At 55.3% G+C, this 18,603-nt stretch carries 14 protein-coding genes and 1 other annotated feature; of the genes, 8 read left to right on the top strand and 6 right to left on the bottom strand.

Translation table 11 applies throughout. The annotated features are described in order from the left end of the window. The first annotated feature begins 50 nt into the window (after window positions 1-50). From dnaX to hemH, 6 genes are all read left to right on the top strand, one after another. Entirely contained in the window at window positions 51-1,976 is a 1,926-nt protein-coding gene (gene dnaX, locus VSR74_RS07625) for a DNA polymerase III subunit gamma/tau (RefSeq protein WP_347794110.1), read from the top strand. Next, window positions 1,310-1,373: a sequence feature (DnaX frameshifting element), on the top strand. (Overlaps the previous gene by 64 nt.) 49 nt (window positions 1,977-2,025) lie before the next feature. Beyond that, window positions 2,026-2,355, top strand: coding sequence for a YbaB/EbfC family nucleoid-associated protein (locus tag VSR74_RS07620; protein WP_015965523.1), 330 nt, complete (start codon window positions 2,026-2,028; stop codon window positions 2,353-2,355). After that, complete coding sequence (gene recR, locus VSR74_RS07615) at window positions 2,355-2,960, top strand: recombination mediator RecR (RefSeq protein WP_347794109.1); 606 nt, start codon at window positions 2,355-2,357, stop codon at window positions 2,958-2,960. Before VSR74_RS07620 ends, recR begins: the two co-directional genes overlap by 1 nt. A 108-nt stretch (window positions 2,961-3,068) precedes the next feature. After that, window positions 3,069-4,943, top strand: coding sequence for a molecular chaperone HtpG (htpG, locus tag VSR74_RS07610; protein WP_347794108.1), 1,875 nt, complete (start codon window positions 3,069-3,071; stop codon window positions 4,941-4,943). 262 nt (window positions 4,944-5,205) lie between these two features. Beyond that, complete coding sequence (gene adk / locus VSR74_RS07605; RefSeq protein WP_347794107.1) at window positions 5,206-5,850, top strand: adenylate kinase; 645 nt, start codon at window positions 5,206-5,208, stop codon at window positions 5,848-5,850. Window positions 5,851-5,981: 131 nt separating this feature from the next. Then, on the top strand, window positions 5,982-6,944 hold the full coding sequence (hemH, locus tag VSR74_RS07600) for a ferrochelatase (RefSeq protein ID WP_347794106.1): 963 nt from the start codon (window positions 5,982-5,984) through the stop codon (window positions 6,942-6,944). Here hemH and aes read toward each other — a convergent pair. Next, entirely contained in the window at window positions 6,930-7,898 is a 969-nt protein-coding gene (aes, locus tag VSR74_RS07595; protein WP_347794105.1) for an acetyl esterase, read from the bottom strand. The two genes, hemH and aes, sit on opposite strands and share 15 nt — an antisense overlap. A 161-nt stretch (window positions 7,899-8,059) precedes the next feature. On the opposite strand from aes, the gene VSR74_RS07590 reads away from it, so the two are divergent. Next, on the top strand, window positions 8,060-9,364 hold the full coding sequence (locus tag VSR74_RS07590) for an inosine/guanosine kinase (RefSeq protein WP_347794104.1): 1,305 nt from the start codon (window positions 8,060-8,062) through the stop codon (window positions 9,362-9,364). Window positions 9,365-9,417: 53 nt separating this feature from the next. On the opposite strand, the gene ybaL is transcribed toward VSR74_RS07590, so the two are convergent. After that, window positions 9,418-11,094, bottom strand: a complete 1,677-nt coding sequence (ybaL, locus tag VSR74_RS07585; RefSeq protein ID WP_347794103.1) for a YbaL family putative K(+) efflux transporter — start codon at window positions 11,092-11,094, stop codon at window positions 9,418-9,420. A 255-nt stretch (window positions 11,095-11,349) separates the two neighbouring features. After that, complete coding sequence (locus VSR74_RS07580; RefSeq protein ID WP_347794102.1) at window positions 11,350-12,570, bottom strand: MFS transporter; 1,221 nt, start codon at window positions 12,568-12,570, stop codon at window positions 11,350-11,352. A gap of 174 nt (window positions 12,571-12,744) precedes the next feature. Here VSR74_RS07580 and ushA point away from each other — a divergent pair, with 174 nt between their 5' ends. Next, on the top strand, window positions 12,745-14,397 hold the full coding sequence (gene ushA / locus VSR74_RS07575; protein WP_347794101.1) for a bifunctional UDP-sugar hydrolase/5'-nucleotidase UshA: 1,653 nt from the start codon (window positions 12,745-12,747) through the stop codon (window positions 14,395-14,397). A gap of 128 nt (window positions 14,398-14,525) precedes the next feature. On the opposite strand, the gene ybaK is transcribed toward ushA, so the two are convergent. From ybaK to copA, 3 genes are all read right to left on the bottom strand, one after another. After that, window positions 14,526-15,005, bottom strand: a complete 480-nt coding sequence (ybaK, locus tag VSR74_RS07570) for a Cys-tRNA(Pro)/Cys-tRNA(Cys) deacylase YbaK (RefSeq protein WP_347794100.1) — start codon at window positions 15,003-15,005, stop codon at window positions 14,526-14,528. Between the two features lie 201 nt (window positions 15,006-15,206). Continuing rightward, the gene (locus VSR74_RS07565) at window positions 15,207-16,001 is read right to left on the bottom strand and encodes a TraB/GumN family protein (RefSeq protein WP_347794099.1); all 795 of its coding nucleotides are present in this window, start codon (window positions 15,999-16,001) and stop codon (window positions 15,207-15,209) included. Between the two features lie 89 nt (window positions 16,002-16,090). Beyond that, window positions 16,091-18,592, bottom strand: a complete 2,502-nt coding sequence (gene copA, locus VSR74_RS07560) for a copper-exporting P-type ATPase CopA (RefSeq protein WP_347794098.1) — start codon at window positions 18,590-18,592, stop codon at window positions 16,091-16,093. Window positions 18,593-18,603: the final 11 nt, after the last annotated feature.

The following is an 18,603-nucleotide window of genomic DNA, read 5'->3' as shown; positions in this document are numbered from 1 at the left end:
TAGCATTACCCCCCTCGTGAATCCACCTTCCAACGTCTCAGAGCCAGCCAATGAGTTATCAGGTCTTAGCCCGAAAATGGCGACCACAAACCTTCGCTGACGTCGTCGGCCAGGAACATGTGCTGACTGCACTGGCGAACGGCTTGTCGTTAGGGCGCATTCATCACGCCTACCTCTTTTCCGGCACCCGCGGCGTCGGTAAAACCTCTATCGCCCGTTTACTGGCGAAGGGGCTGAACTGTGAAACCGGCGTCACCGCCACGCCGTGCGGCGTGTGTGATAACTGCCGTGAAATCGAAGAGGGGCGTTTTGTCGATTTAATCGAAATCGATGCCGCGTCGCGTACCAAAGTTGAAGACACGCGCGACCTGCTCGATAACGTCCAGTACGCTCCGGCGCGTGGGCGTTTCAAAGTCTATCTGATTGACGAAGTGCACATGCTCTCCCGCCACAGTTTCAACGCATTGTTGAAAACGCTGGAAGAGCCGCCTGCGCACGTCAAATTCCTGCTGGCAACCACTGACCCGCAAAAATTGCCGGTCACGATCCTTTCCCGTTGCCTGCAATTTCACCTTAAAGCGCTGGATGTCGAACAAATTCGTCATCAGCTTGAGCACATTCTCGGCGAAGAGAAAATCGCCTTTGAGCCGCGAGCCCTGCAACTGCTCGCCCGTTCGGCAGACGGCAGCCTGCGTGATGCGTTAAGCCTTACCGACCAGGCGATTGCCAGCGGGGAAGGGCAACTGACCACCGCGTCGGTCAGCACGATGCTGGGCACGCTCGACGACGACCAGGCGCTCTCTTTGATTGAAGCGTTGGTGGCCGCCGATGGCGAACGCGTCATGGCGCTGGTCAACGATGCCGCCCAGCGCGGTATTGAGTGGGAAGCGCTGTTGGTTGAAATGCAAAGCCTGTTACATCGCATCGCGATGGTGCAGTTGTCGCCGTCTGCGCTGGGGAGCGACATGGCCCTGGTTGAACAGCGAATGCGTGATTTAGCGCGTACTGTGCCGCCAACGGACGTACAGCTCTATTATCAAACCCTGTTGATTGGCCGCAAGGAATTGCCTTACGCGCCGGACAGACGGATGGGGATTGAGATGACGTTGCTGCGCGCGCTGGCGTTCCACCCGCGTATGCCGTTGCCGGAGCCCGAAGCGCCGCAGCACAATTTCGCGCCCCAGGCCGCGACGGCGATGATGACGCCGCCACCGGTTCAGCAGCAGGCCGCGCCACGCGCGCCGGATGTGCCGTTACCCGATTCCACGAATCAGGTGCTGGCCGCACGTCGCCAGCTTCAGCAGGGCAATGCAGGAGCGCCCAAACCAAAAAAGAGTGAACCGGCAGCCGCTTCCCGCGCGCGGCCGGTGAATAACGCTGCGCTGGAAAGACTGGCTTCGGTAACGGAACGCGTCTCCTCGCGTCCGGCACCGTCGGCGCTCGAGAAAGCACCGGCGAAGAAAGAGGCCTATCGCTGGAAATCCACCATGGTGACCGAAGAGGTCAAAGTGGAGGTAGCAACGCCGAAGGCGTTGAAGAAAGCGCTGGAGCATGAAAAAACGCCAGAGCTGGCGGCGAAGCTTGCCGCTGAAGCCATCGAGCGTGATGCGTGGGCGGCAGAGGTTAGCCAACTGGCGCTGCCGAAGCTGGTCGAACAGGTCGCGCTCAATGCATGGAAAGAGCAGGACGGCAACACCATTTGCCTGCATCTGCGCCCGACCCAGCGTCACCTTAACTCGCCTGGCGCGCAGCAGAAACTGGCTGAGGCACTCGGCGTTTTATATGGCGCACCCGTTGAATTGACTATCATTGAAGATGATAATTCTACCCAGCGAACGCCGCTTGAGTGGCGTCAGGCCATTTATGAAGAGAAACTCGCGCAGGCGCGCGAGGCGATAATTGCGGATAACAACATTCAGACTCTGCGTCGATTCTTTGATGCGGATCTGGACGAAGAGAGTATTCGCCCCATTTGATCGTGAGCCTGGCTTATGGTCGTCACCCTTGAATGAAAGAGAGAAGCCTATGTTTGGTAAAGGCGGTCTGGGTAACCTGATGAAACAGGCCCAGCAGATGCAAGAAAAAATGCAGCAGATGCAGGAAGAAATCGCGAAACTGGAAGTGACCGGGGAATCCGGCGCGGGTCTGGTTAAAGTGACCATTAATGGCGCGCATAACTGCCGTCGCGTGGAAATTGACCCAAGCCTGCTGGAAGATGACAAAGATATGCTGGAAGACCTGGTCGCTGCGGCATTCAACGATGCGGCGCGTCGCATTGATGAAACCCAGAAAGAGAAAATGGCCTCTGTCTCCTCCGGTATGCAACTGCCGCCGGGTATGAAGCTGCCGTTCTGATGCAAACCAGCCCGCTGTTAACTCAGCTTATGGAAGCGCTGCGCTGCCTGCCGGGTGTTGGCCCGAAGTCTGCGCAGCGGATGGCGTTTACCCTGCTGCAGCGCGACCGCAGCGGGGGAATGCGTCTGGCGCAATCTTTGACGCGCGCCATGTCGGAGATCGGCCACTGTGCCGACTGCCGCACCTTCACCGAGCAGGAAGTGTGCAACATCTGTTCGAACCCGCGTCGCCAGGAAAACGGCCAAATCTGTGTGGTAGAGAGTCCGGCGGACATCTACGCCATTGAGCAGACGGGGCAATTTTCCGGCCGCTACTTCGTGCTGATGGGGCACCTCTCGCCGCTTGACGGCATTGGGCCCGATGATATCGGTCTTGATCGCCTTGAGCAGCGTCTGGAAACGGAGTCGCTCAGTGAAGTGATCCTCGCCACCAACCCTACGGTGGAAGGGGAGGCGACCGCCAACTACATCGCTGAGATTTGCGCTCAGCACGGTGTGGAAGCCAGCCGTATCGCCCACGGTGTGCCGGTTGGCGGTGAACTGGAGATGGTCGATGGCACCACGCTGTCGCACTCGCTTGCCGGTCGTCATAAGATTCGTTTTTAATCAAACGAGAGCAGGTTTTTCTGCTCTCGCTTGAAATTTCCCTCCGCTATCCCCATTTCCCTCTCAACGCTTTTTTTACCTTGTAATTGGCATTGAGGTATTTTCGACATGAAAGGACAAGAAACTCGCGGTTTTCAGTCTGAAGTGAAACAGCTTCTGCATCTGATGATCCATTCCCTGTATTCCAATAAAGAAATTTTCCTGCGTGAGCTTATCTCTAACGCCTCGGATGCGGCAGACAAGCTGCGTTTCCGCGCGCTCTCCAACCCGGATCTTTACGAAGGTGACGGCGAGCTGCGCGTGCGTGTTTCCTTCGATAAAGATAAGCGCACGTTGACCATTGCCGATAACGGCATTGGTATGAACCGTGATGACGTTATTGACCATCTGGGGACTATCGCCAAATCCGGCACCAAAGCGTTCCTCGAATCGATGGGATCTGACCAGGCGAAAGACAGTCAACTGATTGGTCAGTTTGGCGTGGGCTTCTACTCGGCGTTTATCGTGGCCGATAAAGTGACTGTACGTACCCGCGCGGCGGGCGATGCGGCAGAAAACGGCGTGTTCTGGGAATCAGAAGGCGAAGGCGATTACACCGTTGCCGACATCACCAAAGCCGATCGCGGCACTGAAATCACCCTGCACATGCGTGAAGGTGAAGATGAGTTCCTTGATGACTGGCGCGTGCGTTCCGTCATCAGCAAATACTCCGACCATATCGCGCTGCCGGTTGAAATTGAAAAACGGGAAGAAAAAGACGGCGAAACCGTTATCTCCTGGGAGAAAATCAACAAAGCGCAGGCGCTGTGGACGCGTAACAAGTCTGAAATTAAAAACGAAGAATATACCGAGTTCTACAAACATATCGCCCATGACTTTACTGACCCGCTGACCTGGAGCCACAACCGTGTCGAAGGCAAGCAGGAGTACACCAGCCTGCTGTACATCCCGTCGCAGGCGCCGTGGGATATGTGGAATCGCGACCATAAACATGGCCTGAAACTGTATGTGCAGCGCGTGTTTATCATGGACGACGCCGAGCAGTTCATGCCGAACTACCTGCGTTTCGTGCGCGGCCTGATAGATTCCAACGATCTGCCGCTGAACGTGTCCCGCGAAATTCTGCAGGACAGCGCTGTAACGCGCAGTCTGCGCGGTGCGCTGACCAAACGTGTTCTGCAAATGCTCGAGAAACTGGCGAAAGACGACGCGGAAAAATACCAAACCTTCTGGAAACAGTTCGGGCTGGTGCTGAAAGAGGGGCCGGCGGAGGACAATGCCAACCAGGAAACGATCGCCAAACTGTTGCGCTTCGCCTCAACGCACACGGACTCCTCCGAGCAGACCGTTTCGCTGGCCGATTACGTTTCCCGCATGAAAGAAGGGCAGGAAAAAATCTATTACATCACCGCAGACAGCTATGCCGCGGCGAAGAGCAGCCCACACCTGGAGCTGCTGCGTAAGAAAGGCATCGAAGTACTGCTGCTTTCTGACCGCATCGATGAATGGATGATGAACTACCTGACTGAGTTCGACGGTAAACCGTTCCAGTCTGTGGCGAAAGCAGACGAATCTATCGATAAACTGGCCGATGAAGTTGACGAAAGCGCCAAAGAAGCGGAAAAAGCGCTGACCCCGTTCGTTGAGCGCGTGAAAACGCTGCTGGGCGACCGCGTGAAAGAGGTGCGTCTGACCCATCGTCTGACCGATACCCCGGCAATCGTCACCACCGATGCCGACGAAATGAGCACCCAGATGGCGAAGCTGTTCGCCGCCGCGGGCCAGTCGGTACCGGATGTGAAATACATCTTTGAACTGAACCCGGATCACGTTCTGGTTAAACGCACTGCTGATACCCAGGACGAAGCCCAGTTCAAAGAGTGGGTTGAACTGCTGCTGGATCAGGCGCTGTTTGCTGAGCGCGGTACGCTGGAAGATCCGAACCAGTTTATCCGTCGAATGAACCAGTTGCTGGTGTCGTAAGGCTTTTGCTTACCCCTCACCCTAACCCTCTCCCCAAAGGGGAGAGGGAACCGATCGTGCAGATTTTAAAGAACGGCACGGGTTTTCGCCCTCGCCCCTTTGGGGAGAGGGCCGGGGTGAGGGGAACATCAAACCGCAGTTTCCCCAAACTTTCCCCCATTAACCGTTTCAGCCCAGCCCCGCTTCCTTGAGCCAATGGCGCGTTGGTGGTATCGTTTAGCGCTTTTGAAAAATTTAGACAACCTTTGAGGGGATTTTCGCAATGCGTATCATTCTGCTTGGCGCTCCGGGCGCGGGTAAAGGAACTCAGGCTCAGTTCATCATGGAGAAGTACGGTATTCCGCAAATCTCCACCGGCGATATGCTGCGTGCCGCCGTTAAATCCGGTTCTGAACTGGGTAAACAAGCCAAAGACATCATGGATGCCGGCAAACTGGTAACGGATGAACTGGTTATCGCGCTGGTTAAAGAACGCATCTCCCAGGAAGATTGCCGTAATGGTTTCCTGCTGGATGGCTTCCCGCGCACGATTCCGCAGGCAGACGCCATGAAAGAAGCGGGCATCAACGTTGATTACGTTCTGGAATTTGATGTACCGGACGAACTGATTGTTGACCGTATCGTAGGGCGTCGCGTACACGCTGCTTCTGGCCGCGTTTATCACATCAAATTCAATCCGCCGAAAGTGGAAGGGAAAGATGATGTGACCGGCGAAGAACTGACTACCCGTAAAGACGATCAGGAAGAAACCGTGCGTAAACGTCTGGTGGAATATCATCAGATGACCGCGCCGCTGATCGGCTACTACTCCAAAGAAGCGCAGGCGGGTAATACCAAATACGCGAAAGTCGACGGTACTCAGGCTGTTTCTGCCGTTCGCGCAGAACTGGAAAAAATCCTCGGCTAAGGCCGTTTTGCCGGATGGCAGTGCAAGCACCGCCATCCGGCAACTATCCGCACCACCTCTTACAGCAATTAGTTTTTCTTCCCCGCTTTTCCGCTACAATTATCAACGATTTGAATCAATGAGAGGCGGTAATGCGTTATAAAAAAACAGGAATTCTGCTGGTCAACCTTGGCACGCCCGATGCGCCAACCGCCGATGCGGTTAAACGCTATCTTCGGCAATTCCTCAGCGACCGACGCGTTGTCGACACTTCCCGCCTGTTATGGTGGCCGCTGCTACGCGGTGTGATCCTGCCCGTTCGTTCACCGCGCGTGGCGAAGCTTTATCAATCCGTCTGGATGGAAGAGGGCTCGCCGCTAATGGTATACAGCCGCAGGCAGCAAAAAGCGCTGGCTGAACGTCTGCCGGAAATGCCCGTTGCGCTGGGTATGAGTTACGGTTCACCGTCTCTGGAGAGCGCTGTTAACGAATTACTGTCGCAGGATGTTGATCATATCGTGGTGCTGCCCCTTTATCCGCAATACTCCTGCTCGACGGTTGCCGCCGTGTGGGATGAACTGGCGCGCATTCTGGGTAAAACCCGCGCCATTCCGGGCATCACCTTCATCCGCGATTACGCCACCGATCATGACTACATTAACGCGCTGGCGGGCACGGTGAAAGCCTCTTTCGCACAGCACGGTGAACCGGATCTGCTGCTGCTTTCGTACCACGGCATTCCGCAGCGTTACGCTAACGAAGGCGATGACTATCCGCAGCGCTGCCGCGATACCACGCGTGCGCTGGTTTCCGCGCTGGAAATCAACCCGGACAAAGTGATGATGACCTTCCAGTCGCGCTTTGGCCGCGAGCCCTGGCTGACGCCCTATACGGACGAAACATTGAAAATGCTGGGCGAAAAGGGCACGAAGCATATTCAGGTGATGTGTCCGGGATTCTCTGCTGATTGTCTGGAAACGCTGGAAGAGATAGCCGTGCAAAACAGGGAGATTTTCCTCGAAGCGGGCGGCACGAAGTATGAATATATTCCGGCGCTCAACGACTCACCGGAACATATTGATATGATGCAGGCGCTGGTTTCATCCCGCCGTTAGCTGTTCAGTGAAGAAAGTCGCCCCCTCTCGCAGCGCCTGGTCGGCGGCTTTCATCATCCGTGAGTAGTGCAAAAAAGCGTGTAGCGTGCCGGGATACATGACGTAAAGGCTGGTTTGCTGATGGGCCTGAAGCGTTTGATGTAGCAGGCGACTGTCGTCAATCAGTGGGTCAAATTCCGCGCTGGCGATAAAACAGGGGGGGACATCGTGAGTCAGATCGTTGTTAAACAAACAGTACCACGGCGACTCTTTATCCTGTTCATTACGTAAATAAGCCTCTTCGTAGCTTTTCAGGTCTGTGCGGGTTAAGCCATCCCACGCTCCGCCCATCAACCGGCGGCTGACCGAATCTTGTAAACCGTATAACCCGTACCACAGCAATATCCCCGCGACGTTACCGCAGTTAATCTGGTGATCGCGCAGCCACAGGGCGCTGGCGAGCGCCAGCATTGCGCCCGCGGAATCGCCAGCAAAGCCGATTTGTGTCATGTTGATGCGATGCGCAGTATCGCGTCGATGAAAAAACTGGCACACGGAGACGACCTCTTCAATCGCCTGCGGAAAGCGGGCCTCCGGCGAGAGGGTATAATCAATACCAATCACCCTACATCCGCTGTACTTCGCCAGCAGCCGCATAATGCGGTCGTGGGTGTCGAGATTACCGAGAATAAAACCACCGCCGTGCAGATAAAACAGCGTCGCCGGGTTTTCCGGCTGCGGTGAGTAAATCCGTGTTGCCACCGTGCCGAACGGCGTGGGAACCACACATTCGACGGTCGCCATCTCGGGCGCGCCCTCGTTCCAGAATTGTCGTTCACGGATGTAGTAGTCGCGCTGAATCTCCAGCGCTTCTCCGGCGGGCCAGGGCGGCAAGTCGGGTCGCTCAAATTGCATGACCTGCTGCATTTCTGCCGAGATTTTCTCCAGTACGGGGATCTTATTTTCCGCTTTCATCACGCGCTCCTTTTTATCCTCACGCTATTGTAAAGTTCCCGACACGGGAAACTGCGATCCCGCTGGCCGATATTGAACGCTGACCTGCACGACGTTCGTCGCATGCGGCTGGTGGAATGTGCTACCATTTCTCGCTCGGCTATCCACCAGTAAACAGAATCATGAAATTTCCCGGTAAACGTAAATCAAAACACTATTTCCCCGTTAACGCCCGCGATCCGCTGTTAAAACAAATTCAGCCGGAAAGCGAAAATGGCGTCTCCTGGGTGGTCGGTATCGACCAGACCCTGGTGGATATCGAAGCCAAAGTCGATGACGCGTTTATCCAGCGCTACGGACTGAGCGCCGGGCACTCGCTGGTGATTGAAGATGATGTGGCGGAAGCGCTGTATCAGGAACTGGTACAAAATAACCTCATCACTCATCAGTTTGCCGGGGGAACCATCGGCAACACGATGCACAACTACTCGGTACTGGCGGACGACCGCTCGGTACTACTTGGCGTGATGTGCCGTAATGTGGAAATTGGCGGCTACGCGTACCGATATCTTTGCAATACCTCCAGCCGTACCGATCTCAACTTTTTGCAGGGTGTGGATGGCCCGATTGGCCGCTGCTTTACGCTGATTAGCGAATCCGGCGAACGTACCTTCGCCATTAGCCCCGGGCATATGAACCAACTGCGCCCGGAGAGTATTCCGGAAGCGGTGATTGCCGGGGCTTCTGCGCTGGTGTTGACGTCTTACCTGGTGCGCTGCAAGCCCGGCGAGCCGATGAAAGACGCCACCATGCAGGCGATTGCCTACGCGAAGAAATACAACGTACCGGTAGTCCTGACGCTGGGTACGAAATACGTGATTGCCGACAACCCGCAGTGGTGGCAGGCATTTCTTAAAGAACACGTCTCTATTCTGGCGATGAACGAAGAAGAGGGACACGCACTGACGGGGCTTGATGACCCGTTGCTGGCGTCCGATAAAGCGCTGGATTGGGTTGACCTGGTGCTGTGTACCGCCGGGCCGGTTGGGCTTTATATGGCCGGTTTTACTGAAAATGACGCTAAGCGCAAAACGCAGCATCCGTTGCTGCCGGGGGCGATTGCAGAATTTAACCAGTATGAGTTCAGCCGTGCGGTGCGCTTTAAAGATTGTCAGAACCCGCTGCGCGTCTATTCCCACATTGCGCCATACATGGGTGGGCCGGAGAAAATTATGAACACCAACGGCGCGGGCGACGGCGCGCTGGCGGCGCTGCTGCATGACATTACGGCGAATAATTACCATCGGAGTAATGTGCCTAACTCCAGCAAGCATCAGCATCACTGGCTGACCTATTCGTCGCTGGCGCAGGTGTGTAAATATGCCAACCGGGTAAGTTATCAGGTGCTGAACCAGCATTCACCGCGCCTGACGCGCGGCCTGCCGGAAAGGGAAGATAGCCTCGAAGAGGCGTATTGGGAGCGGTAGTTTAGCGTTTTACTGAATGGCGGCGGCGAAAACCGCCATTCAGTACCGGTCATTTAACCTGTCACAGCCTCTTCAAGCGGCGGCTTCTCGATTAATCCGAGCATGGTTCGGGCAATCTCGCGCTCGCCCATCACCACCTGATTGGCGCCGCGTTCGCTGATATATGCCACTTCATCGTCATAATGCGCACGGGCGATAATCTCAATGCCCGGGCACTTCTCACGCGCTGTGGCGACAATTTCACCGGCCTCATAGCCATTCGGGATGGTCAGCAGCAGCCAGCGCGCGCAGTCGAGGTGCGCCAGATTCATGATCTCTTCATTTGCTGCATTGCCCAGTACGGCACGGATACCGCGTTCACGCAGTTCATCAACGCGTGTACGGGAGGTTTCAATAACCACCAGTGGGATGCCCTGCGCCATCAGTTTCTCACCCAGCAGGCTGCCGACGCGTCCGTAGCCAACCAGCAGCGCGTGGTTGCAGATATCCACCGGAATTTGTTTCTCGTCCTCGATCGCTTCTTCGAGCGTTTGCTCCTCCAGCGTTTCGGTTTTCTCGAGGTATTTCTCCAGCACGGTAAACAGGATCGGGTTGAGCATAATCGACAGAATCGCCCCCGCCAGAACCAGGTTCTGCCCGGCCTGTGGCAGGAGATCCAGCGCCATGCCGAGACCGGCCAGAATAAAGGCGAACTCACCAATCTGCGCCAGGCTGGTGGCGATAGTCAGCGCGGTACGCTGCGAATGTCCGAACAAGCGAACCAGGAAGAATGCCGCCAGCGATTTACCGAAGACGATAATGGCCAGGGTGCCCAGCACCGCCAGAGGTTGCTCGATCAGAATCATCGGGTCAAACAGCATGCCGACGGAAACGAAGAATAAAACGGCGAACGCGTCTCGCAGCGGCAGCGTATCGTGCGCCGCGCGGTGGCTTAGCTCAGATTCGTTCAGTACCATCCCGGCAAAGAACGCGCCGAGTGCGAAGGATACATCGAACAGTTCAACCGCACCGAAAGCAATACCGAGCGCCAGCGCCAGTACAGAGAGTGTGAACAGCTCACGCGAACCGGTGGCGGCGCTGCGGGAGAGGATCCACGGCACCAGACGGCGGCCTACCAGCATCATGATGGCGATAAAGGCGATAACCTTGCCGATGGTCATCGACATATCGACGGCCAGCGATGCCAGCCCGACGTCGCCTTTTTCCATCATCCCCGCAACGGCAGGCAGCAGAACCAGCGTCAGCACCATCACCAGGTCTTCAACAATCAGCCAGCCGATGGCGATTTGCCCGCGCTGGCTATCAATCAGTTGTCGTTCTTCCAGCGCGCGCAGCAGTACAACGGTACTGGCGGTGGAAAGACACAGGCCAAACACGATGCCGGTCATTAATGACCAGCCAAGCACTGACGAAAGTGCCATGCCCAGCAGTGTCGCTACCGCTATTTGCGCGATGGCGCCGGGAATGGCGATAGACTTTACCGCCATCAAATCTTTCAGTGAGAAGTGCAACCCGACGCCAAACATCAGCAGAATCACGCCAAGTTCTGCCAGTTCAGGTGCCAGTTGCGTGTCGGCGACAAAACCTGGCGTAAATGGCCCGGCCAGTACACCAGCTAATAAATAACCGACTAAAGGAGAGATACGTAATTTGTTGGCAATCATGCCAAGGAAAAATGCGAGAACAAGGCCACCAACAATGGTGGTGATAAGCGGTGTGGCGTGATGCATTCCGTCTCCTTTCGTTGTGGTGCGTTGTTCCATTTTTGGTTCAGATGGCAGATGTCATCCGGAAAACCAAAAAACCTTGTAATAGTTTATGACAAAATGAGCCATTATGTTTATGAATAAATGTTGAATTGTGAGAAAAAAAGGAATTAATAATCGGAATGTCCCGAAATGAGGGATTGGCGGAGAAAAAACAGGGAGAAGTCGGTGGAGGCTGGGAAAGCATGCAGCCAAAGTTTGACTTTGGCTGCATGAAACTCACGGTTTTTGTCGGTTATCAGGCAGGAATATGGTCAACATCCCCAGAAGTGGCAGGAAAGCACAGATTTTATAGACCAGTTCAATACTGGTATGGTCTGCAACCAGCCCCAACACCGCGGCGCCTAAGCCACCCATGCCAAAAGCGAAGCCGAAGAATAAACCAGAAACCATGCCGATTCGTCCGGGTAAAAGCTCCTGCGCATACACCAGAATCGCTGAAAACGCGGAAGCGAGGATAAATCCAATGATCACCGTTAAAATACCTGTCCACTCCAGCGATGCGTAAGGTAAAACGAGCGTAAATGGCGCAACACCGAGGATAGAGCCCCAAATAACATATTTACGCCCAATTTTATCGCCTACAGGCCCGCCAATCACGGTTCCCGCTGCTACCGCGAACAGGAAGGCAAAGAGGTGTATCTGCGCATTTTGGATGGATAAGCCAAACTTATGCATCAGATAAAAGGTGTAATAGCTGCTGATGCTCGCCATGTAGAAGTATTTTGAAAAAATAAGCATCAGAAGTACGCAAACGGCCAGAATTACCTTGTTGCGCGGTAGCGGATTAATAATCGCGGCTTTAGGTTTACCTTTATTAATGCGGTGATGGGCGGCATACCAGCGGCTAATTTGCGCCAGTACAACAATCGCCAGCAGCGCTGCCAGTACGAACCAGGCAACGTTGCCTTTACCGTATGGGGCGATAATCACCGCCGCCAGCAGCGGCCCTAACGAACTGCCAAAGTTTCCGCCAACCTGGAAGATCGACTGCGCCAGGCCATGGCGCCCTCCGGATGCCATACGCGCCACGCGCGAGGATTCCGGGTGGAAAACTGACGACCCCGTACCGACCAGTGCGGCGGCCAGCAAAACGGTATAGAAACTGCCCGCCAGCGCCAGCAGAATCAGGCCGCTTAGGGTAAAGCACATGCCGATAGGCAGTGACCAGGGCATCGGTCGCTTATCGGTCACGTAACCCACCACCGGCTGGAGCAGCGAAGAGGCGAGCTGGAAGGTGAGGGTAATCATCCCGATCTGTACGAAACTGAGCGAAAATTCAGCCTGTAGCAGCGGGTAGATAGCCAGAATTAACGACTGAATCATGTCGTTAAGCAGGTGAGAGAGGCTGATAGCCCCGAGAATTTTAAACGACGTGCGTGCCTGTTGCTGGGGCGCAGAGGAGCCGGACAGCCCAGGGCTGGTTTCACTGATTGCCATAGATTCCACTTATATTTGATGGTGCGATGTTGGAGATAATCGATGTTGTAATAGTTATCAGCCTAAGATACCTGTCAGCGACGTATGAAGGAAGTCTCATTTCTAAAATGAAATTCGACTATTCTTTCAGAGCGTTGTAATTTCGGCACTTGTCATTCAATCAGGGAGTGGATCATGAAATTTGTTCGACGGGGCATAGCGCTGGCGATGCTGGCCGCGCTGTCTTTGGCAAGCACGGGCGTTCAGGCCTGGGAAAAAGATAAAACTTATAAAATCACAATATTACATACTAACGATCATCACGGTCACTTCTGGCGCAGCGAATATGGCGAGTACGGTTTAGCGGCGCAAAAAACGCTGGTGGATGGCATTCGCAAAGAGGTGGCGGCGGAAGGCGGTAGCATGCTGCTGCTCTCCGGCGGCGATATTAATACAGGCGTGCCAGAGTCAGATTTACAGGATGCGGAGCCCGATTTTCGCGGCATGAACCTGGTGGGTTACGACGCAATGGCGGTCGGCAACCACGAATTTGATAACCCGCTGAGCGTGCTGCGCCAGCAGGAAAAGTGGGCGAAATTCCCGTTCCTGTCGGCCAATATTTATCAGAAAAGCACCGGCGAGCGCCTGTTTAAACCGTGGGCGATATTTAAACGCCAGGATCTCAAAATCGCCGTGCTTGGCCTGACGACAGACGATACGGCGCGCATCGGCAACCCGGAAAACTTCACTGATATTGAGTTCCGAAAACCCGCCGAGGAAGCGAAGCTGGTGATTCAGGAATTGCAGATGAATGAAAAACCGGACTTTATCATCGCTGCCACGCACATGGGCCACTATGACAACGGCAACCATGGTTCTAACGCACCGGGCGACGTTGAAATGGCGCGTAGCCTGCCTGCGGGGGCGCTGGCGATGATTGTGGGTGGTCACTCACAGGATCCGGTATGTATGGCGTCAGAAAACAAAAAACAGGTCGACTATGTGCCGGGTACGCCTTGTGCGCCGGATAAGCAGAACGGTATCTGGATTGTGCAGGCTCATGAGTGGGGGAAATACGTCGGCCGCGCGGACTTTGAGTTTCGCAATGGCGAACTCAAACTGGAGCACTATCAACTGATTCCGGTCAACCTGAAGAAGAAGGTGACTTACGACAATGGGCAAAGTGAGCGCGTACTCTACACGCCCCAAATCCCGGAAAGCGCGCAGATGCTCTCGCTGCTGAGCCCGTTCCAGAATAAAGGCAAAGCACAACTGGGCGTGAAAATTGGTACGGTGAATGGTCATCTGGAAGGCGACCGTAGCAAAGTGCGTTTTGTGCAGACCAATCTGGCGCGGGTTATCCTCGCGGCGCAAATGGCGCGTACCGGAGCCGACTTTGCGGTGATGAGCGGCGGCGGCATTCGTGACTCTATCGAAGCGGGGGATATCACCTATAAAAGCGTGCTGAAAGTACAACCGTTTGGCAACGTAGTAGTCTATGCCGATATGACCGGTAAGGAAGTGACGGATTACCTCACCGCCGTGGCGCAGAAAAAGCCTGATTCGGGGGCCTATCCGCAGTTCGCGAACGTCAGTTTTGTGGCAAAAGACGGCAAGTTGACGGATCTTAAAATTAAAGGTGAACCGGTTGATCCGGCGAAGCAATATCGTCTGGCGACTCTCAGCTTTAACGCCAGCGGCGGCGACGGCTATCCGCAAATCGATAAGCTACCGGGCTATGTGAATACCGGGTTTATTGACGCAGAAGTACTGAAGCAGTTTATCGAACAGAACTCACCAATTGATGTGAATGCTTACGAACCGAAAGGGGAAGTGAGCTGGGAGTAGGGGCTTTACCCCTCACCCTAACCCTCTCCCCATAGGGGAGAGGGTACCGTCCGAGCACAATGTTAAAATTTTCTCTGGTTTTCACCCTCTCCCCTATGGGGAGAGGGCCGGGGTGAGGGGTCGGGCACTCAATCCCTGCGCGCAATATCCGCGAATTTCGCATCAAGAATTTTCGCCAGATCGCTCGCGGCGAGTTCAATATCCAGCCCGCGCTTGCCGCCAGAAACATAGATGGTGGCAAACTCCTGCGCGGGCGCATCAATCACCGTCGGCAGACGTTTTTTCTGCCCCAACGGGCTGATACCGCCGACCAGATACCCGGTGATGCGTTGCGCAACCATCGGGTCTGCCATATCGACTTTTTTCGTTCCCAGCGCCTTCGCGACTTTTTTCAAATCGAGCTGTCCGGCAACCGGCGTGACGGCCACAGCCAGATGCTTCATGTCGCCATTCATCGCCACCAGCAGTGTTTTATAGACCTGATCCGCATTCAGACCCAGTTTGCGCACGACTTCGTCACCAAAGTTGGTTTCGCTGGGATCGTGATCGTAGGTGTGGATCTGAAATGAAATTTTGTTTTTTTCGAGTAACTTAACGGCGGGAGTCATAATCATCCTTTCTTACTACTGAACAGACATACGCTAAGCATACGCCTCTGAGGTGCTTAAAAAATAGTACTATCTTGCGCAATAATAATGGAAGTGATGATGACTTTGAGCGACAATCAAAGGATCCGGAGTGCGAACTTCGGGATAATAATAACGATGAAATTCCTCTTTGACGGGCCAATAGAAATATTGGCCATTTTTTTATTTCAGCATTTGCGGCAGGTTGCCCTCACCGTAAAGATGCAATGCGCCTACCGCCACAACATAGCGCCCCGGCGGCAGTGCCAGCAGCGTATCGCGCCATGCCTGATTACGCTGCAACATCAGAATATCGTACAGCGACTGACTAAATGTATTAGGCAACGGTGTATTTCTGTCTCCCGGTGGTTGCTCCAGCCACCAGCCAATCATCACCTGCAACAGCCGCGCGTTGGTGTGCCAGTGGGTGAGCGTATCTTCCAGCAGAGCCAGCCCGTCGTCAGGCAATTGCAGCAGCAGCGCAATCTGACTTGCTGCGCCTTCCAGCTCCTGAACAGGGAGAGAGGCCTGCCGTGCCGCCTGTAATAGTTGATAATCGATGCCGTAATCCGGGCGCAAACCTAGCTTTTGCGCCTGGGTGGCCTGCATGACCATCGCGATTTGCCACAAGGGCTGCGTATCCAACCTGGCAAGCGGAACCCCCTGTTCGTCAGCGATGCTTTGCAGTTGCGTAAGCTGCGCTTCGCTCAGCCGTTCAGCGAGTGGCGCACACGAAGGAAGATCGTCAAAGGGCGTTTCATTGCCGGAGATATCGGCTTCAACAATCAGCGCGTCGGCCTGCTGAAGTTTTTTCAAAAGCTTAGGGGGGAGGGGGGACATATCGCGAGTGCCCATATGAATGCTGCCAACCAGATGCAGATGGCGGCCACCGGGCAGAGAGATATCAATAGCGGGCCAGCTATAGGGAGCGCCTCGCAGCGACTGCCATAAGCGTTTTAGTTGATGTAACAGACCCATGCGCGCTCCCTTTGAGAAAGGTTCATGCTAGCGCGAGCATCGCAAAGGTGCAAACTTCCCTCCCGTTATAAAACGGGAGGGAAGAGGGATTACGCCTTCGGTTTAAACCGCAACAGCCGATTGGCGTTGCTCACAACCGTAATGGAAGAGAGCGCCATTGCCGCCCCGGCGACGACCGGGTTGAGCAGCGTACCCGTTATTGGCCAGAGAATACCGGCGGCGATTGGGATACCCAGAGAGTTGTAGATAAACGCGCCCAGCAGGTTTTGTTTCATATTGCGCAGGGTGGCGCGGGAAATGGCCAGCGCGTCCGCGACGCCCATCAGGCTGTGACGCATCAGGGTGATGGCGGCGGTTTCAATGGCCACATCACTCCCACCCCCCATGGCGATACCGACTTCCGCCTGCGCCAGCGCCGGAGCGTCGTTGATGCCGTCGCCGACCATCGCCACTTTTTGCCCCTGACGTTGCAGGTTTTTAATGGCTTCGGCTTTGCCGTCCGGCAGCACGCCTGCGATCACTTCATCAATACCCGCTTCTTTGGCGATGGCGTTGGCGGTGGTTGGGTTATCGCCGGTCAACATCACCAGGCGATAACCTTCACGGTGCAGACGTTCCAGCGCGGCGACGCTATCGGTACGCAGCGGGTCGCGGATGGCGAACAGCGCTGCCGCTTTACCGTCGACCGCCAGCAGCACCGGCGTGGCACCCTGTGAAGCCTGCGCGTTGATTTCGTTTTCCAGTTCAGCGGTTGAAATATTCTGTTCATTGAGCAGCGCCTGATTACCCAGCAGCAGCGTATGCCCGTCCGCTTCGCCACTGACGCCCAGTCCGCGCAGGGTGCGGAAGGCGTTAACCTGCGGCAACGTTGTATCGCCCGCTTTTTCCAGAATTGCCCGCGCCAACGGGTGGCTTGAACCTTGCTCCAGCGCGGCGGCAAGACGCAACGTCTGCGCTTCTTCAATGTCTGAGAAGGTTTTCACCGCCATAACCTGCGGCTTACCTTCCGTCAATGTCCCGGTTTTATCAAATACCAGTGTGGTGATTTCGCTTGCCCGTTGCAGGGCATCGGCATCACGCACCAGTACACCATATTCAGCCGCCCGACCTACGCCTGAGATAATCGACATTGGCGTTGCGAGGCCAAGCGCACACGGACAGGCGATGATCAGTACCGTGGTTGCAATCACCAGGGTGTAGACAATTTGTGGCGCGGGGCCAAAGAAGTACCAGATTGCAGCACTGAACAGCGCGATGGCAACCACCGCTGGCACAAAGACCGCCGAAATTTTATCCGCCAGTTGACCGATTTCCGGTTTACTGCTTTGCGCCTGGCGCACCATTTTAATAATACGCGAGAGCGTTGTGTGGCTACCCACTGCGCTGGCACGGAACAGTACGGAACCATCCTGCACCACCGTTCCGGCGTGAATGGCGTCACCGTCGCTTTTTTCCTGCGGTACCGGTTCGCCGGTCAGCATCGCTTCATCAAACCACGCTTCGCCCTGAGTGATTTCGCCGTCAACGGGCACCCTGTCACCGGTGGTCAGACGTAGCGTCATACCGGGCTGAACCTCGGCCAGCGGTACGGTTTTTTCGCCATTTTCCGTCACCACGCGGGCAGAGGGCGGCGTCAGGTCGAGCAGTTTCTCCAGCGCTTTTGATGAACGCTGGCGGGCGCGCGCTTCCAGCATATGGCCGAGGTTAATCAGACCAATGATCATCGCGCTGGCTTCATAATAAAGATGCCGTGCTTCCATCGGGAACCACTGCGGCCACAGGTTGACGCTCATTGAGTACAGCCACGCCACGCCTGTGCCAAGTGCGACCAGTGTATCCATCGTCGCGGTGCCATTTTTCAGGCTTTTCCACGCGCTGCTGTAGAAGTGACCGCCGGCAAAGACCATCACCCCGAGCGTCACCAGACCGATAACCAGCCACAGTGAACGGTTAGCATCAGTGACCATCATGTTGTCGCCGATCATTCCCCAGACCATAACCGGGATACCGACTAATAGCGCGACAATCGCCTGCCAGCGGAAGCGCTTCATGGTGGCGAGCGCGGTTTCCTGCTGACGTTCACGACGTTTCAGATCATCTTCAATGGCTTCCGCGCCGTAGCCTGCTTTCTCTACGGCGTGGACTAAATCAGCGGCGGAGGCGTTGCCCATTACCAGCGCAGTGCGCTCCGCAAGGTTTACCCGTGCCTGTGCGACGCCCGGTACCGCCTGAAGGGCGTTTTGCACACGGGTGACGCAACTGGCGCAGCTCATGCCGTTGATCAGCAATTGTTGGCTGTCATCCAGATCCTGGGCTGCCGGAAGCTCAGGAGTGACCGCTGCCAGTGCTTCCGACGGGATTTCTGTTTCCGCCAGCGGTTTAGCCTTTGGGTGGCTTAACTCCGCGCCGTAACCCGCTTCAATAATGGTTTCGATCAACGCTTCAGCGCTGGCGCTACCGGTGACGTGGGCCTCGGTAATGGTGACATCTGCCTGTTCAACGTCAGGGCGTTTTTCCAGGCTCTCTTTTACACGTTTTACGCAGTGGCCACAGGAGAGGCCATCAAGCGTCAGGTCGATAGTGTTGGACATAAAATAACTCC

Source organism: Pseudocitrobacter cyperus, from assembly GCF_039889165.1.
Classification (GTDB): Bacteria; Pseudomonadota; Gammaproteobacteria; order Enterobacterales; family Enterobacteriaceae; genus Pseudocitrobacter; species Pseudocitrobacter cyperus.
This window is presented reverse-complemented; position numbering and strand designations above follow the sequence as displayed.

Bases quoted from the DNA above. Each gene is read 5' to 3' on its own strand.
- dnaX (WP_347794110.1), top strand. From the start codon at position 51: ATGAGTTATCAGGTCTTAGCCCGAAAATGGCGACCACAAACCTTCGCT.
- VSR74_RS07620 (WP_015965523.1), top strand. From the start codon at position 2,026: ATGTTTGGTAAAGGCGGTCTGGGTAACCTGATGAAACAGGCCCAGCAG.
- recR (WP_347794109.1), top strand. From the start codon at position 2,355: ATGCAAACCAGCCCGCTGTTAACTCAGCTTATGGAAGCGCTGCGCTGC.
- htpG (WP_347794108.1), top strand. From the start codon at position 3,069: ATGAAAGGACAAGAAACTCGCGGTTTTCAGTCTGAAGTGAAACAGCTT.
- adk (WP_347794107.1), top strand. From the start codon at position 5,206: ATGCGTATCATTCTGCTTGGCGCTCCGGGCGCGGGTAAAGGAACTCAG.
- hemH (WP_347794106.1), top strand. From the start codon at position 5,982: ATGCGTTATAAAAAAACAGGAATTCTGCTGGTCAACCTTGGCACGCCC.
- aes (WP_347794105.1), bottom strand. From the start codon at position 7,898: ATGAAAGCGGAAAATAAGATCCCCGTACTGGAGAAAATCTCGGCAGAA.
- VSR74_RS07590 (WP_347794104.1), top strand. From the start codon at position 8,060: ATGAAATTTCCCGGTAAACGTAAATCAAAACACTATTTCCCCGTTAAC.
- ybaL (WP_347794103.1), bottom strand. From the start codon at position 11,094: ATGCATCACGCCACACCGCTTATCACCACCATTGTTGGTGGCCTTGTT.
- VSR74_RS07580 (WP_347794102.1), bottom strand. From the start codon at position 12,570: ATGGCAATCAGTGAAACCAGCCCTGGGCTGTCCGGCTCCTCTGCGCCC.
- ushA (WP_347794101.1), top strand. From the start codon at position 12,745: ATGAAATTTGTTCGACGGGGCATAGCGCTGGCGATGCTGGCCGCGCTG.
- ybaK (WP_347794100.1), bottom strand. From the start codon at position 15,005: ATGACTCCCGCCGTTAAGTTACTCGAAAAAAACAAAATTTCATTTCAG.
- VSR74_RS07565 (WP_347794099.1), bottom strand. From the start codon at position 16,001: ATGGGTCTGTTACATCAACTAAAACGCTTATGGCAGTCGCTGCGAGGC.
- copA (WP_347794098.1), bottom strand. From the start codon at position 18,592: ATGTCCAACACTATCGACCTGACGCTTGATGGCCTCTCCTGTGGCCAC.